This window comes from Oceanobacillus sp. FSL K6-2867, from assembly GCF_037963145.1.
Lineage (GTDB): Bacteria > Bacillota > Bacilli > Bacillales > Amphibacillaceae > Oceanobacillus.
In genome coordinates this window covers 929,349-945,610 of sequence record NZ_CP150144.1, presented here as the reverse complement: position 1 = coordinate 945,610, position 16,262 = coordinate 929,349, and the positions used below count along the sequence as shown (strand labels likewise).

Sequence of the window (16,262 nt, the reverse complement as noted above, 5' to 3'; positions counted from 1 at the left end):
GAGAGACGTGTAATTATATCATAAAAGCCGTTTTGGAGTTGCAGGGAATCGGAATAAAGTCTTTTGTTCTTTTTACTTTATTTAAGGAATTCTTGTAATGTATTGCTAATACGGATAAACGGATTTTAGATGAACTATCCAAAAAGCCGGATTACTAAAATAGAATTGAGGAGGGGATTTCTATGGATAAATTGGATCATAAATTCAGACAGGTGTCTGTCACTCCCAGACTATTGTTGAAAAAAAGCGATCTCTAATCAGCATTTAGAACTCGCTTTTTTTTGGTTGTATGTATAAAGTAAAAGTACTGGCACCTGCACCTGTTTTGATTATGTTAGAACATATTAATCTATTGATCTTGCGCGGGACTTCTTTACAAACTTTTAGCAATTATTTTTAATCCAATTTTGGTTAGACTTGTAGTGAACTAAAAGGAAGGATGACAAAATGTTTGAAGTAAAAGATGAAATTATTTTAAGAGGGCTTAAAGAGAATAATCTAAAAAACATAGATTTAAACATACCAAAAGGAAAAATTATTGTATTTACTGGTCTTTCAGGCTCAGGAAAAAGCTCCGTTGTATTTGATACATTAGCTACAGAAAGCAGAAGGCTAATGATTTTAAACTACCCTCACTATGTCAGATATCAAATGCCAAGATACGAGAGACCCCAAGCAGATCTTATGCAGAATTTAAGCCCGGTTGTCGTAGTGGAACAAAGACCTTTAGGAGGAAATTCCCGATCAACTGTCGGTACTTATATGGATATAGATCCATTGATTAGACTTTTGTTTTCAAGAATAGGAAAGCCGTCAATTGGTTCTGCAACCGAATTTTCGAGCCATAGTTCCTTTGGGAGATGTCCAGAATGCAGTGGATTTGGAGAAGTAGTTGCCCCAGACTTAAATAAGATTATCGATTTTGATAAGTCGCTTCGAGATTATGCAGTAAGGTTTAAGCCATTATCGCCGTCGGGTTGGCAGGGTAACTGGATGATGACCTGTGGATTATTTGATCCAGATATACCAATAAAAGACTACCCGGAGGAAAAACGCCATTTACTATTATATGGTCCTCGAGCAGGTGAAAAAGTCAATGCACCATTTCACACAAAACATGGACCTCAAAAACATGATTGGGATGGGTTATTGCCCAGATTTACGCGTCTTTATATCAACAGAGATATTACAAAGCTAAAAGGAGTAACCCAAGATGACGTCTTAGCAGTATCAACCCATTCATTATGTCCAACGTGTCAAGGTTCAGGTTTAAATCCGAAGGTATTAGAATGCAGAATAGACGGGCTGAACATCGCAGAATATGATCAATTAGAGCTTACAGAATTACTAAAGGAACTAGGGAACATAAAAGATTCTATGGGAGAAGCGATAGCACACCAAGCAATCCCGCATATTAAACAACTAGTTGAAATGGGATTAGGCTATTTGAGCCTATCAAGGAAAATGGGGACATTGTCTGGTGGTGAAGCTCAAAGAGTAAAGATTGCCCGCCATTTAGGAAGCAGTCTAAATAATATCACCTATATTTTCGATGAACCGAGTGCAGGGCTTCATCCAGAAGAAGTGGATATGTTAATACAGATGCTGAAAAGTCTGAAAGAGCAGCATAACACGGTAATTATAATTGAACACGATTTATCTGTAATAAAAGCAGCGGATGAAATAATAGAAATGGGTCCTGGAGCAGGTGTAGATGGAGGGGAAGTTGTCTACCAAGGAAAATTGGCAGAACTAAAAGAATCTCCAACTGCAGCGCTACTGAATCACAAGCTGAACATAAACAAAAATCCAAGGAATAGCAATGATTATTTTACAATAATTAGAGCAAGTAATCATAACTTAAAAAACATAAATGTAACAATTCCTAAAAATGTTTTAGTCTCTATATGTGGCGTATCTGGTTCAGGTAAAAGCTCTTTAATGATGGAAGCATTCTCTGAAAGCTATCCGGAAACAATCATGGTAGGACAAAGAAGTATAGGTATCTCCAGCCGTTCGACACTCGCTACTTATATGGGGATAATGGATGATATTCGTTCCATATTTTCAAAGGAAACAGGACAGCCAGCCGGTTTATTCAGCTTTAACTCTTTAGGAGCATGTCCTGTCTGCAAAGGAAAAGGGGTCATTACCCCCGATGTAGCATTTGCAGATCCTGTAACAATTGAATGTGAAGCATGTGATGGAACGCGATATTCCGACGAAGCGCTGTCTTACCGATATCAGGGTAAAAATATAATAGAGATTTTACAATTAACGATAGATCAGGCTATGAATTATTTCAAAATACCAAAAATCATAAAAAGGGTAAACACACTAAAAGAGGTTGGGTTAGAGTATTTAACGCTAGGGCAAACGACAAGTTCCCTAAGCGGAGGAGAAACCCAGCGATTGAAACTTGCAAGCCACTTACAAAAGGAAGGACAAATCTATCTGTTGGACGAGCCATCCTTAGGATTACACACAAAAGATAATGGAAAACTCTTAGATGTATTTCAAAATCTTGTAAATAAAGGTAACTCTGTTATCATAATCGAACACAATTTAGACTTTATAGCAGCAAGCGACTGGGTAATAGAATTGGGTTCAGGAGGAGGAAAGCAAGGCGGTAAAATTATATTTGAAGGCACACCAGAAGAGATGTTATATGCAGAAACATTGACAGCGAAATGGTTAAAGGATGGATTTAAAAATCCTGACTAGTGTACGCATTTTAAATATATCCTATTTTTCCATGCTATAAAATCGTGAGAGTAAAAATAGTGACATCCTGGAGCCATTAATCTATAGCAGATTAATGGCTTTTTGCAACTGAATCCTTAGACAAAATTCGTGGAGTGATAGTCACGTTTCAAGGGAATTAGTTCCTCAGGAGGGATATTTAATGACAGCAATTACACATATAGGGTTATCAGTTCCTGATATTGAGGCTGCTATCAAATGGTATTGGGAGGTCTTGGATTTTAAATTAATTGCTGGGCCATATACCTTTGTCTCAGAGCTAGAAAAGAAACCTAATATGACCAATGACTTATTGGGTAAAAACATTAAAAAAATGAGGAATGCTCATTTGATTTCGCAAAATCAGGTTGGTCTCGAGTTGTTTGAATTTCAGGAACCAAAAATTGAAAACAAAGAAAAACAAGGTTATCAGGGTTATTTTCATATATGTTTAATAGCGGATGATATAGAAGGGCTTGCCGATAAAATTGAAATGTCAGGTGGGAAAAAGCGGAGCGATATTTGGAATACATGGGAAGGCAAGCCTTACTATTTAGTCTATTGTGAAGATCCATTTGGAAATATTATTGAACTCTATAGTCATAGCACGGAGACAATGTATGCGAATAAGGAATAAACGTTAAAGCATATTTACTTGTATTGACAGGATTAAGAATTACTAAATTAGATATTTATGTAAAGCTGCAGATATTTTTCTAAAGGGTTCCAGCTTAAGCAGTCTTAAAAAGATTCATTAAATTTGGCTGACAAAATAACAAAAGTCGTCATAATAATGCCAAAGAATATTTTTCGAAATCACCAATATATGGTAAGGTAACTTTATGAAGAACTGGCGGGTTAGTTGAAAAAGGCAGCATAAAAATCGGTTATTTATGAATGATTTTTAAAATACCATTCTAATATTTCCTTTTTTTCTTTTGACGGAGTATGTTTGTAATGAACTAATTTTAGCTTATCAGGTGCTTCTTGTACAAATGTAAGTGTATCGGTTCCAATCGTGTTGTGTGCACCTATAAATGCAGCGAGTTGGATTGTGATTTCAAAATCAAGTGTATTTTTCATTTTTAAGTCTAATATTTTTTCATCGAAATATTGGACATCTTTAATGTCATAGTATTCAACAACAGCTCTATCAATATCTTCCCATAATAGGGAAAGCAATGCCTTTTCGTAGGCAGATTGATCAGAAGCAAACGTTGGAGTTGAGAACATAAGAATAAGAAATAGAGCTGAAAAGATAACGACTGCTTTTTTCAAAAAAATAACACCTCTTTTAATAAACCTTATAATGATATATTTACCTAATTAATGATAAGTATTATTGCTAATTAATGTTATTGTTAACTGGAGTTTTACTTGGAAAAGTGCAGAACAACAAAAGTTTAAAAATAGGAGGGAGATTTTGAAAATCAACAAGAAGACAATTTTTCTTCACACTATTTTTAGTGGTATTATTACATTTATATTTACTCTATTTATGGCTTCTGGTGCCATCTCGGAAAATTATACAAACGATACTTTTGCAGCCCCAATATTCTTCGTTATTTTAGCGTTCTGGTTAGTCGGTGTACTATATCTTATTTTTAAGAAACTCCATATTGCAATAAAGATGATGTGGTTATCCGTGCCAGCAGGAATGATAATTACCTTTCCAATAGCAATGTTTATTTAAACTTTTTCAACGATTTGGTTGGCCCAAAGAAGAGAAAGTTGTATTAAAAAATAATGGTTATCGCCAAATAAGAGTTTTATAGGAGGTCAAGATGCTTAAACGTAATATTGGATATCCAATATTATACTTTGTATGTTTTTCAGTATATCAATTGATTTTTAATGACACTGTAGAATGGATTAATAACCTTTTATTATCTGTTTTTGTGTATTTATTCTATGTTTTTTTTGAGTGGGCAAATATACCTTATGATTGGAGTAAAAAAAGGAAAAAAAATAGTGTTGATTCTTAAACTTCTATCTGTGATGAGACCATACTATCGATAATTTTCTGCTGCCCATTGCATCAGAAATTGGAGGCGTTGAGCATGCAGAAGTTTAATTTTTATCGACTTTGAAAGGAAGAACAGTGGTTAAAGCAAATGGCAAATAACGGTTGCCATGAGTATTTTATTTGGCAGATATCATTGGATTCAAGACGTTTATTAACTCAAAAGAGCTCTATTAACATCGGGTAAATGGGAAAATGACGCCAAATAAAAATGGATGCTTTTACGAAAGAAGAAATTGAAAGGACAGTCCTTATGCTTCCCTTCTCTTTGGACGAAAAGCAATGTATAAAATAAAAGCCAATCCTGTACCTACAAACCATGATAAATTATAGAGGGGCTCTAATACATCTACGAACGCACCAATTAATGTAACAATAACTGAAATAATTGTAATTATGATTGCCCGGATATTAAAGCCTTTTCGAAAAAAATAGTCGCTTTTAGGCTCATAAAGGGCATTTAAATTAATTTTTCTCCGACGAATAATATAATAATCCGCCAGCATGATACCTGTGACTGGACCTAATATTGCGCCAACAAAATTTAAAAAGGCATAAATACTAGTTGGATTCTCCATCAGCTTCCATGGGAATAAAAATAAACCGATAATAGCAGCTATAATTGCTCCTGTTTTGAAATGCAATTCCTTTTGGAATAATTGGGACAATGATACTAACTGATAACCTGCAGGTACAACATTACCAACAAGATTTGCAGAAATTGTTGATAAACAAATTACTAAAACGGCACCAGCAATTGCAAATTTACTATCGAATCGGTTAATGACATCGACGATATTCCAAATTGGCGTACCGAAGGCAATTTCCGATCCGACAATAATCACTATGCTTGCTATTGCAAACAGCAAAAATGTAATAATAAGCCCTATGGATTGACCGATGGCTTGATCCTTAGGCTTTTTAGCCTTTTTAGTAAGGTCGTTAATGCTTAAAATCGGGGCTGCCCATGTTCCAACTATAGCAGCTATAGAGCCGGCTAATACGAGAAGCGTATTCCCATTTATACCTTTTGGTGTATAATCAAGGATTGGTCCAATACCACCGGCTAAGTATACAGCCCAAATAGCCATCCCAATAAATACTATGTAAATAAGAACGGATAGCACTTTTTGGAATTTGCCTATAAGATCCATCCCCCCGAATATAAAGGCTACGTTGAAACACCAAAATAAAAGAAAGGAAATAATGCCAGGTAAGCTTAAGCCGAAGAAACTCCAATCACCTCCGAGATTAAGGTAACCAGGCCAGAATTCACCAATCAGAACTGTTACAGCGGAACTACCTGCATAAGTTTGTAAACTAAACCACATAATGGCGGAAATAACACCACGTAAAAATCCAGGGATAATGGCTCCCCGTACGCCATAAGACGTTCTTAATGACACTGAAAAGGGTATGCCGTATTTAGCCCCTGAAACACCATTCAAAACTAACATAAGAGCGACGATCACCCCGGCTATCATAATCACCCAAAAAACTTGATTAACCGAGAGACCTAGGACAAAAAAACCTCCAATTGTCACATATGATGGTATATTATGAACGTTACCCATCCACGTCGTTGCATAATTTGTTTTATTCCATGTCCTTTCTTTCTCCGTCGATGGAAGTAAATCTTTATTTATATTATACTTCTCCTTGATTTGTTCACGATTAAAAGTCATCATATCATCCTTTATTACGCAAACAGTCTAAAGACTTCATGCGATAAATTTTTTAGGAATAAGATAAGTACATTAGAATAAAAAAACAAAGATCCATGGTTTAATTTTTAGCTGCTTACACCGTTTTTATTCATTTTTGAGAAAGTGATCAAAAACCTTCATTGATAGCGCGAAAATTTATTAGAAAGTTATGAGGAATATTAGGAACTTTTCATTATTTCGTTTCGTTATATGCGTTGCATAATTCTTCCTATAAGGGATTTCTTTTTTATATATAGATAAAGAAATAGTTCCTAATTTTAAATGGTGTTTTTATTAAGCAAAAATGCTGTATTTGATTAAATAGAGCATTTCTTATGCTAAAGTGTTCAGTTGATTAAAGATGAATTAAATAGAGGGATTCTTGCAGGTTTTTTAGGTGAAGAATAGTTTTTCTTTTTCATTATACGGTGCTTTAATTTAATAAGAAAATACAACAAGGATCTCGTAAGAGAGGTCCTTGTTGTATAAGATAAATATGGGTGCTTTAAGCATTTAGATACCATCAAAACGGTATCCTTTGACATTTCTGGCATTCCTTGTTTACGGGAATTTAGCTTGCTGCTACACGTCTTGCTTTCACTAGATAAACTTGATTTAGAGCGAGAGCTCCAATAAGCTGAATAACTGTTTTGGCAATTACTTGGCCTAAAATTGCTGCTGGAACAGCTTCCCAAGGGATAAATCCTGCACCCAGCGGACTTAATCCAACAATAACGAAAACGACTGAATCTAGCAGACCTCCGACAATCCCACTATAAAAAACGCGCCATGCGATTGGCAGTTTTAATCTCGTATAAATCTCTGTATCTGCTGTTTCAGAAATAATAAAGGATAGGGCTGAAGCAGCAACAATCATTAATGTATCTCCCAGTAAAGAGGAAACCACACCCGACAATATCAATGCCGTAAGAATAAATAAATAGGTCTTTGCCCTTCCGTACTTGTTTTGCACCAAGTCACGAAAGATAAATGTTGCACCGATTAGAAACGTTCCCATAGGAATAATAAAAATACCAATCTCTAAAGGCATCAATGCTGCAGTGATGACATTAGCCGAGACAATTGAAATTAAATAAAAGAATACACGTAACATACTTATTTCTCTCCCTTTTTCAGCAAGTATTGCTCTAAACCATTATTTCGAAGCTTGCAAGCTGGACACACTCCACAGCCATCAGCCTTTATACCGTTATAGCAAGTCAAGGTCTTTTCCCGAATGACATCCAATACGCCTAACTCATCTGAAAGTTCCCAGACTTCCTTTTTATCCAACCACATTAGCGGTGTATGGATTACAAACGGTTCATCAATCGCCAGATTTAGCGTAACATTTAATGATTTGATAAAACTATCTCGACAATCTGGATAGCCACTAAAATCCGTTTCACTAACCCCTGTCACTAAATGCTTTGCACCAACTTGTTTTGCCAACACACCAGCGAAAGATAGAAAAAGTAAGTTTCTGCCCGGTACAAAAGTGTTTGGAAGTTCCGTTTTATCACTTTCAGCTACATCAATATCATTCCGTGTTAAGGCATTTGGTGCCAGTTGATGAAGCAGCGACATATCTAAAATATGATGTTTTACACCAACCTCTTCTGCAATTTCTTTCGCACATTCAATTTCTAATTTATGGCGTTGACCATAATCGAAAGTAACTGTTTCGACTTCTTTAAACTGCTCTTTTGCCCAGAATAAACAGGTCGTGCTGTCTTGGCCTCCGCTAAAGACAACAATGGCTTTATCTTCTTTCATGTAAAAAAACTCCTCTCCAATAGAAAAAAACAGCACTAAGAAAGGCTGTTTTCTTAGTTTTTTATAGAGGGTCGCTAAAACCTCTTTCTATTTTTTGATAATATTTTTATTACGATATGTATAACCATGTCCTTATACATTTAAGCAGCAAAAAGCAAACAAAATATGTACACTTTATTACCATATTGTTTATTCATTTAAAGCTTAAGCTACGCTAATCTCAGCCATGAAAAAACCTCCCTGTATTTTTTCCAAGAACACTGCGAAAGGCTATAGCAAACTACGATTCTAACAAAAAAGCCACATCCAATATGGACATGGCTAATCGTCAATGTATCCATAGTTTTTTATAGAGGGTTTCAGCTATGAACCTCTTCCGATTCGGTGTTTCATTCATTTTTATCTTAACTGAGAAGGTGGGTGGTGTCAATATGGTTAGTTTATTTGGAAAATACTAAAGATCCATTCTAATAATTAAACATTGCCAGTAAACTTAACGGAAGCAATATGTGTTCGTGATAACTGAATAACCTCTTTAATAAATTCTTCCTGGGAAGTCTCAAAATCTGTATTAATCCATCGAGCTACAAGACCATAAAGGCCATATGACGTGTATCGCTTGAAGTAATCCATATCAACAGGTAAGTTATTAAGCGTCTCAAATTGAAACTTTTCCTGGTAGATTTTTAAGATTGTTTGCGGAAATCTTGTATGCAGATCCGGTAAAGTGTCCTGATAAGTAATCAGTTCGAAAAAGTTTCGGTTTTTATAAATATAGGAAATGATGTTAAAGTATCTTTCAGTTAGCTCATCTGTATGGATCTGCTGTTTCAATTGATACGGTTCTCCGACTGATTCCATCATCCCTTTGAGCATGTTGGAAATTAAATCTTCTGCTAGTTCAAATTTATCCTGGTAATGGGTATAGAAGGTGCTTCGATTATATTTGGCTTCATGGACAATATCTTTAACTGTGACTGAATGAAACCCTTTTTCTTTGATTAGGTTAATGAGTGCTAATTGAAAATGTTCTTTTGTTCGGTTTTTACGTGGAGTGGAAAGTTGCTCCGTCATTGGATAGCCCCCGATAACAATTTGATAGTAAATGTATAATTAATAGACAATCGAAAAACATATGTCTATACAATAGACTTCCATGAAGATATTAATGGTTTTATTACTAAAAGTAACCAACTATAATAAAAACATCAACCTATTAAATTTTAGGTTGTCTATATCTATTATACAGGGGGAATCAGCAATGGGTAAACTACAAGATAAAGTAGCTGTCATCACTGGAGGAGTATCTGGTATCGGTGCGGCAACAGCACAGCTATTTGCTGCTGAAGGGGCAAAATTAGTGTTAGTGGATATGAATGAAGAAAAAGGTGCTGCTTTTGAAGCGGAATTAAAATCCGGTGGTTATGAAGCAGTTTTCATTAAAGCCGATGTAACGAGTGAGGAAAATGTAAAGAACATTTTTGATATAACTTTATCTGCATTTGGTAAAGTTGATATTCTATTTAATAATGCTGGAATTGGTGCGACAAAAGCAACAGAAGAGGTAACGTTTTCCGAATGGAGAAAAACAGTGGCAGTTGATCTGGATGGTGTATTTTTAGTTGCACAAGCTGCGATTAAAGAATTTCTGAGGGCAGGCACTGGGGTCATTGTTAACACAGCATCCATGTATGGGTGGGTTGGTGCACCTGGTAATGCGGCATACAACGCAGCAAAAGCAGGTGTTATTAACTTAACACGTTCACTTGGCTTGGAATATGCAGAACGCAATATTCGTGTAAATGCCTTGTGTCCGGGATTTATTGAAACTCCTATTCTAGGTGAGACGGATAGAGATTTCTTAACAAACGCAACACCAATGAAACGCCTAGGTAAACCAGAAGAAATGGCCAAAGCGGTTTTATTTATGGCCAGTGATGATTCTAGTTTCATGACTGGAAACAGTCTAATTGTTGATGGCGGATTTACAGCACAGTAATAGCTTTTTATAGAATGAGCAACCCATTTTGAATTTAAGTTCAGAATGGGTTCTTTTCTTTTTGTAGTAGAAAGTAGTAGAAAATGGTACCTAATTTTTTGCTCTATTTGCTCCACTAAAGTTAAAGTCACTCTTTTTCAAATACCTTAACTAGACAACGTATTACGTGATTCCATCCCCGCAATCTAAAAAAATTTTAAAAAAATAACTAAATCACACCCCCTAAACCAAACTTTTTTCGATTATAAAGATGAAGGAGAAATTATAAGCGGTTCAATGCCAGTAAAAGAGGCAGCTGATGTTCCAGGTAATCATTCGGATACATTTATGATTTACGCACTCAGGAGATTTCACATTTGCGTATTAGAGCACAGGATTTTATTTTTGCCGGAAGTGTCCAGGAAGGCAAGTAAAATTGGATAGGTGAGAGATAAAATGGCCTAATCATAAGAGAGGAAGAGAAAACATGAATGTATGGAAAGAGATGAATGCTTTTCGAGATTGGCTATTATTAAACGAAATGTCCAGCAGCGGAATTGTATTATGGTATAGCTTATTTACCATATGGAAAAAATTTGGCTGCGAGAGTAAATTTAATGTACCCAACTCGACGCTGATGAAATTAACGGGTTTATCCAAACAGGGGCTAATCAAAGCGAGGAATACTCTTATTCGGCACCAATTTATACATTACGAGAACAAGAAGGGAAGTGCACCTGATTACCAGCTGAGTTCATTGGCCCGTTCCGTTGAATCATCACAATCCCATTCACAGTCTCAAACAACGTCGGAATCCCTTCCCTTACTAGATGATTTGAGGAATAGAAGAAGGGAAGGAAGAAAAATCGCATCTGAAAAATTGCTTGTCGCTTACGAACAAAGTTTTGGCGGGCTTCCCCCAATTGCCATGCAGTCCTTGCATGATTGGAGTGAGGAACTGGAAGAAGAGATTATTTTGGAAGCAATTGAATTAGCCATGAAACAAGGGGGCCGTATGTTTAGCAATGTCGAGGAAATTTTAGAACAATGGAAAGGTGCTGGATTGAAAAACACAGGAGAGGTCCGAAATTACATAAAACAACCGAAATCGCAAAACACCGTTCCATTCAAAAAGCGAACAAAGAAAGAAAAAAATACAATGTTATTTGATGAACCGAGAAGAGAGGGAGAATCAGGATGAATCAAGAAGAAGTGATGGATGTGCTGAAGACGGACAGTTTACAATGAGCTGGAAAAATGCAGGTACAGTTCCTAAATTGATCGATATTGAAGAAGAGCTTAATGCAGAATGCCAGTTAAGCTAAATTTTATATATTGTAATACTATTAAAGATGCGCCAGACAAACAAATATAACCATCTATGGCTATTTTGTTTGTCTTTTATTTTAGACAATCAGATGCAATTGTTGAAAATAATTGCTTTATTGCTGATTTTACTATAATGATTATTTCGCGCTTTAGAAATTAGGAGGGGTAATGATCCATAAAAGTTCCAGAGGCTCATTTCCTGTATTTTTCCAACTATGGGGTAAGCGGCTGGAAAACTTAACTGTATCCCCTTCTAATAGAGTATGTGTTTGAGTATCTACTGTTAATTCCATTTCTCCAGATATGATAATGACACATTCTTCATCACTATTATGACTATATGGCTCCCCACTTGTACCTCCAGGTTTTGTAGTAGAGTATATAACTTGTATTTTTCCATCTAGATTAGTTAGTAAATAGTCTTTTGTTAATGCTGGTTCAGGATAATAAAGATGTTTTCGGTCCTTTTTTCTTACTATACTTACTTTGTTAGTTTGGTAATCCTGTATATCACCATTCTCAAAGATAGAAGCTAAAGGAATCTCTAACACCTGAGCAATTTTTTGCAAAGATGCAATTGAAGAAGTTGTTAAACCCCTTTCTAATTGACTAATAAAACTGGCAGTAAGTTCAGTCTGTTTAGCTATATTATTTAATGTTAACCCTTTGATAAACGAATCGAACGTAACCTCTCACCTACTGTTTTGGCATTTCTAATGTCTTTTGATTCGCCCAAAGTTTTTCTTCCTCTCGTATAAACTATAACTTCCATTAATTGTGACTGAAGATGCCGATCTTGACTACGCAGCAAAACAAACCGTTAGCAATAAATTTAGAAATGCTGGACAAACTTGTGTCTGTGCTAACCGAATTCTTGTCCAAGAGAATGTTGTCGGTGTATTCATCGAAAAATTCATTGCTGGAGTAGAGAAACTTAATGTAGTAAATGGTCTGAAAAAGGGAACAGATGTGGGGCCAATTATTAATGAAAAAGGGTATAACAAAATTGTTGAACAAATAAATAATGCAAAAGAAAATGGAGCAGAAGTTATTATTGGCGATAAATATGAAGTAGATAAAGAAAAAGGCTACTTTTACATTCACCCAACGGTATTAAAAAACGTAAATACTGACATGAAAATTATGCTTGAAGAAACCTTCGGACCAGTAGCTCCAATTACAAGCTTCAAAACGATTGAGGAAGCTGTCGAACTTGCAAACAACACACCGTATGGATTAGCAGCATATTTCTTTACAAATGATTACCGAACAGGAAATTACTTACATGAAAACCTGCAATTCGGAATTATCGGCTGGAATGATGGCGGTCCTTCAGCTGCACATGCCCCTTTTGGCGGCATGAAAGAAAGTGGGCTTGGACGAGAAGGTGGTCAAGAAGGAATAGAACCATACCTTGAAACTAAATATATGTCAATTGGTGGTTTTTAGCTTATGCAAAAAAGTTTAAAATTATCAAAGTGAAATATCAGTTTCTTGCACTTCAAAGGTAGCTTTATTATAACTTTATAATACATTGGTAATTACTGTGAAGTAATAAAATGAGCTGAGAGAAACAATGGATGAAACTTTTGGAAAAGTATGAGAGGCTTATGGGTTTCGGTGACTTACCGAAGAGCATGAATAAATGCAGCCTTGCTAAGCCAAGAATAATTTTAACTGCATCCGCTCATTAGTTTTATCGTTCCATATTGTATTATACCCGTAAAATAGATAACTTAAAGCAAATGCAGTAAGCTAAAAAATCCTCATGGTCAAAGTTCTTTAAAAAAGACTAAATTCGGGTATCTATATATTGAGATAGTCATACAATATAAAAAAAGGCTTGGTGCTGTAACACCAAGCGGGTTTGTGCAGCAGCTTAAAAGGGCAGCTCACGGATCAACGAAAAATAACCACACTAATTGCTGGCTAAGGCGATATGGGTGGTTATTTTTTTTGGTGAAAAGACAGTACAGCTACGATCAAAGAAGCAAACGAAAAACATATGACCAAGCTTTCGAAAACCGTCATTCTCTCAACCCCTTTCTTCTTGAATCAGAGGGATGAGCCACCACGAAAAGCATTTCGCACATAATTTCAGTGAAGTTTTCAAATGCTGTTGCTGCAATAAACCGCAGGGATTCATTTATTTAATAACCCCCTGAAGTTTAACCATTCGAAACTTTTGCTTTGTTTTATTTAGTTTAGTTAAACGTATGGTGATGATGACTTGTACTATTCCAAAAAAATAAAAAAAACGAGTTTTTTTCCTCGTTTTATTCCTATTTCAGTCGGATTTTTTAATATATAAACAATCATGAATAGGAGGACAGCCCAATGTCAGCCAAATAGCAAAAAAAGTATCAGCTCTCAATGTCTTTTCATTATTAAAAATTAAACTAAGGTTTGCCTTTTTAAGCCCAGTTCTTTTACAAATATCAATTTGTTTAATTTTCTTTTCTTTAGCAATGGCCTTAAACCGATTTTTAATTTCTAAACCATCCTCTACTTTAGAATTTAGTAAAGGAGACATGGATTCCACATCCAATAATTTAGAAATTGCTGCACCTTTTATAAAATCCTCAATTTTAGCTTCTGGAGTATCACTTTTTCCACGGAATGAATTATCTAAATTAATCCAATCAATCACATTCTTTATCTTTTCATAAGTTTCATCTTTCATCTCAATTTCTATTCTCATGTATAAAGACCTCTTTTCAAGTGCATGATATTCAATAACTAAAGGCTTTAAAGGAGTTGTATCGTATGTACCGCAATAATGATGATTTAAAGGAATATGTTGAAGATATACTGGATAAAGGAAGAAAAGGATGAAATTCATTTAAATATATGAAGGATTATGTTTAACTATGCTAAACTTTTTGGCCTGAAAAGTTATCCGGAAAACACAGAAAAAACAAATACAAGTTGCTGATCACCTCCTATTATTATGAAACTAAACTAGTTTTACCCAATTAATTTATTTACACCAAACCCTGTTCTAAAACAAGAACAGGGTTTTCGTGGAGTTTGCTTATTTTCTTTAATTGCTTGTAAATTATACTGCAATGCTTCAAAAGTCTAATCGAAATGAAGAGACATCGAGCCATTTCCCGTTTCATTGAAATAATGATCTATCCTCAACTTTAAACATGACAATAGTTAGAATCATTCCAAACACCAACATTCCTGCGGCGACAAGAGTGATCAATGTATATGACAATCCCGCATCAAGCAAAAAGGAACCTAGTGTGGCGCCGATGCAATTGGCCAAGTTGAAAACAGAGGCTGCAACGGTACCCGATAAAGAAGGAGCCTCCGGTGATGCGATAATAATCTTGGCATTTAAGATAGGTGCTAAGCCAAATGCTCCCGCTCCAAACAAAAAGCTCATAATCAATGCCAAGAAAGCATGTTGAATCAAAAGTGTATAAAGTGCAAGTACTACGGCAAAGGCTCCCAGAGAGGCAATAAGCCACGATGTTAAACGACTTGGGCGGATTTTTCCGGAAGCAATGTTTCCAATCACACCGCCAAGTCCGAAGAAAAATAATCCGGCGGTGACACCAGTGATATCAAAATCTGCTATTTTTCGAAGCATCGGCTCATTAAATGTATAAGCAGTAAAGATCCCCGAAAGGCCAAACACGATAATCGCAATCACCATGATGACATTTTTATTTTTTAAGTTTCTAAGTTCCTTTTTCAAATTTGATGCTTCAGCTGGTTTAACGTTTGGTGTAACAATAGCCAGACCAATAAAAGTCAAAATTCCGATTAGAGCAATGAACCAGAATACGAGTCTCCAGTTAAGCAGTCCACCGAGAAAGGAACCGAAAGGAACGCCCAGCATGACGGCAATTGTAAGACCACCTTGAACAGCGGAAATGGCACTGGTGCGCTTTGCTGGTTCGGAAATACGAACGGCCAAGTTCATACAGACTCCGAAAAATGGAGCATGCATGATAGCTGAAAATAATCTGGATAATAATAACATTTCAAAACTAGATGCGTTTGCGGCAATCAAATTACTGATAATAAATATAGCCATAAATCCCAGGAGTAATGGTTTTGGTGAATATTTGATTGTTATGATTCGAAGGAGTGGCCCAAATATGGCTACGCTTATGGCATAGACACTCAGCAGCAATCCTGTTGTTGATATATCTACGTTAAGGTCTTCTGCAAATTGTGTCAGCAGCCCGGTGACGACATATTCGGTCATTCCAATAGCAAATGTCCCGAGCATAAAAATGGAAAGAATCGTTTTTCTAGAGAAGTTTTTTTGCATCATGGTGCAACACCCCTTTACATAAAGTGAAACTTCATTCAGTGCGAAACCATTTTCCCGTACTGAATGTTTGTACCGCATGGAAGACCCATGGACCCGCGAACAGTATCAAAAATTTACGGACTGTTTTATACCCACACAAAGTTACCTCCTGCATGTTCACGCGTATTGGTCCTCTCACGTGTAGAGGATAGGATATTATAGCCCATTAATACGTGATAAATTCAGACCATTCATGATAAAACATTGACGGTAATATGTCCAGACCATTTAAAAAAGAAATTGTTTTAGAAAAATTATTGAAATCTCTCTGTTTGATGTGGGAATTTTGAAGAGAATTTTTAAGAAACGATAAAAAATATCATGTGTGATTATGGATTGGGTATAACAAAATGAGAAGTTTTGACGATAAACAAG

13 protein-coding genes and 1 pseudogene are annotated in these 16,262 nt (G+C 35.8%); 6 read left to right on the top strand and 8 right to left on the bottom strand.

What is annotated here, in order from left to right:
• Positions 1-447 precede the first annotated feature (447 nt).
• Both NSQ77_RS04490 and NSQ77_RS04485 read left to right on the top strand, forming a co-directional pair.
• On the top strand, positions 448-2,724 hold the full coding sequence (locus NSQ77_RS04490) for an ATP-binding cassette domain-containing protein (RefSeq protein ID WP_339229088.1): 2,277 nt from the start codon (positions 448-450) through the stop codon (positions 2,722-2,724).
• 181 nt (positions 2,725-2,905) lie between these two features.
• Positions 2,906-3,379: a VOC family protein gene (locus tag NSQ77_RS04485; protein WP_339229087.1), complete on the top strand. Its 474-nt coding sequence runs from the start codon at positions 2,906-2,908 to the stop codon at positions 3,377-3,379.
• Positions 3,380-3,633: 254 nt separating this feature from the next.
• Here NSQ77_RS04485 and NSQ77_RS04480 read toward each other — a convergent pair whose 3' ends face one another.
• Positions 3,634-4,020 carry a DUF3888 domain-containing protein gene (locus tag NSQ77_RS04480; protein ID WP_339229085.1) on the bottom strand — a complete coding sequence of 129 codons (387 nt, stop codon included), beginning with the start codon at positions 4,018-4,020 and terminating at the stop codon, positions 3,634-3,636.
• A gap of 145 nt (positions 4,021-4,165) precedes the next feature.
• Here NSQ77_RS04480 and NSQ77_RS04475 point away from each other — a divergent pair, with 145 nt between their 5' ends.
• Entirely contained in the window at positions 4,166-4,435 is a 270-nt protein-coding gene (locus NSQ77_RS04475) for a hypothetical protein (protein WP_339229083.1), read from the top strand.
• Positions 4,436-5,016: 581 nt separating this feature from the next.
• Here NSQ77_RS04475 and NSQ77_RS04470 read toward each other — a convergent pair.
• From NSQ77_RS04470 to NSQ77_RS04455, 4 genes are all read right to left on the bottom strand, one after another.
• Positions 5,017-6,450 carry a cytosine permease gene (locus tag NSQ77_RS04470; protein WP_339229081.1) on the bottom strand — a complete coding sequence of 478 codons (1,434 nt, stop codon included), beginning with the start codon at positions 6,448-6,450 and terminating at the stop codon, positions 5,017-5,019.
• A gap of 592 nt (positions 6,451-7,042) precedes the next feature.
• Positions 7,043-7,585 carry a VUT family protein gene (locus NSQ77_RS04465; RefSeq protein WP_339229080.1) on the bottom strand — a complete coding sequence of 181 codons (543 nt, stop codon included), beginning with the start codon at positions 7,583-7,585 and terminating at the stop codon, positions 7,043-7,045.
• A gap of 2 nt (positions 7,586-7,587) precedes the next feature.
• Complete coding sequence (queC, locus tag NSQ77_RS04460; RefSeq protein ID WP_339229078.1) at positions 7,588-8,247, bottom strand: 7-cyano-7-deazaguanine synthase QueC; 660 nt, start codon at positions 8,245-8,247, stop codon at positions 7,588-7,590.
• 474 nt (positions 8,248-8,721) lie between these two features.
• Positions 8,722-9,321: a TetR/AcrR family transcriptional regulator gene (locus NSQ77_RS04455; RefSeq protein WP_339229076.1), complete on the bottom strand. Its 600-nt coding sequence runs from the start codon at positions 9,319-9,321 to the stop codon at positions 8,722-8,724.
• Positions 9,322-9,508: 187 nt separating this feature from the next.
• Between NSQ77_RS04455 and NSQ77_RS04450 the strand changes: the two genes are divergently transcribed.
• The gene (locus NSQ77_RS04450) at positions 9,509-10,246 is read left to right on the top strand and encodes an SDR family NAD(P)-dependent oxidoreductase (protein ID WP_339229075.1); all 738 of its coding nucleotides are present in this window, start codon (positions 9,509-9,511) and stop codon (positions 10,244-10,246) included.
• Between the two features lie 466 nt (positions 10,247-10,712).
• Positions 10,713-11,426, top strand: coding sequence for a DnaD domain protein (locus tag NSQ77_RS04445; protein ID WP_339229073.1), 714 nt, complete (start codon positions 10,713-10,715; stop codon positions 11,424-11,426).
• A gap of 277 nt (positions 11,427-11,703) precedes the next feature.
• Here NSQ77_RS04445 and NSQ77_RS04440 read toward each other — a convergent pair whose 3' ends face one another.
• On the bottom strand, positions 11,704-12,225 hold the full coding sequence (locus NSQ77_RS04440; RefSeq protein WP_339230935.1) for a cupin domain-containing protein: 522 nt from the start codon (positions 12,223-12,225) through the stop codon (positions 11,704-11,706).
• 97 nt (positions 12,226-12,322) lie between these two features.
• Between NSQ77_RS04440 and NSQ77_RS04435 the strand changes: the two are divergent.
• Positions 12,323-13,003 (top strand): annotated as a pseudogene (locus tag NSQ77_RS04435) (aldehyde dehydrogenase family protein); the annotation flags it as partial.
• 838 nt (positions 13,004-13,841) lie between these two features.
• Here NSQ77_RS04435 and NSQ77_RS04430 read toward each other — a convergent pair.
• Together NSQ77_RS04430 and NSQ77_RS04425 are read right to left on the bottom strand one after the other, a co-directional pair.
• A complete protein-coding gene (locus NSQ77_RS04430) occupies positions 13,842-14,255 on the bottom strand; it encodes a helix-turn-helix domain-containing protein (RefSeq protein ID WP_339229071.1) in 414 nt (137 codons plus the stop codon).
• A 417-nt stretch (positions 14,256-14,672) separates the two neighbouring features.
• Positions 14,673-15,845 carry an MFS transporter gene (locus NSQ77_RS04425; RefSeq protein ID WP_339230934.1) on the bottom strand — a complete coding sequence of 391 codons (1,173 nt, stop codon included), beginning with the start codon at positions 15,843-15,845 and terminating at the stop codon, positions 14,673-14,675.
• Positions 15,846-16,262: the final 417 nt, after the last annotated feature.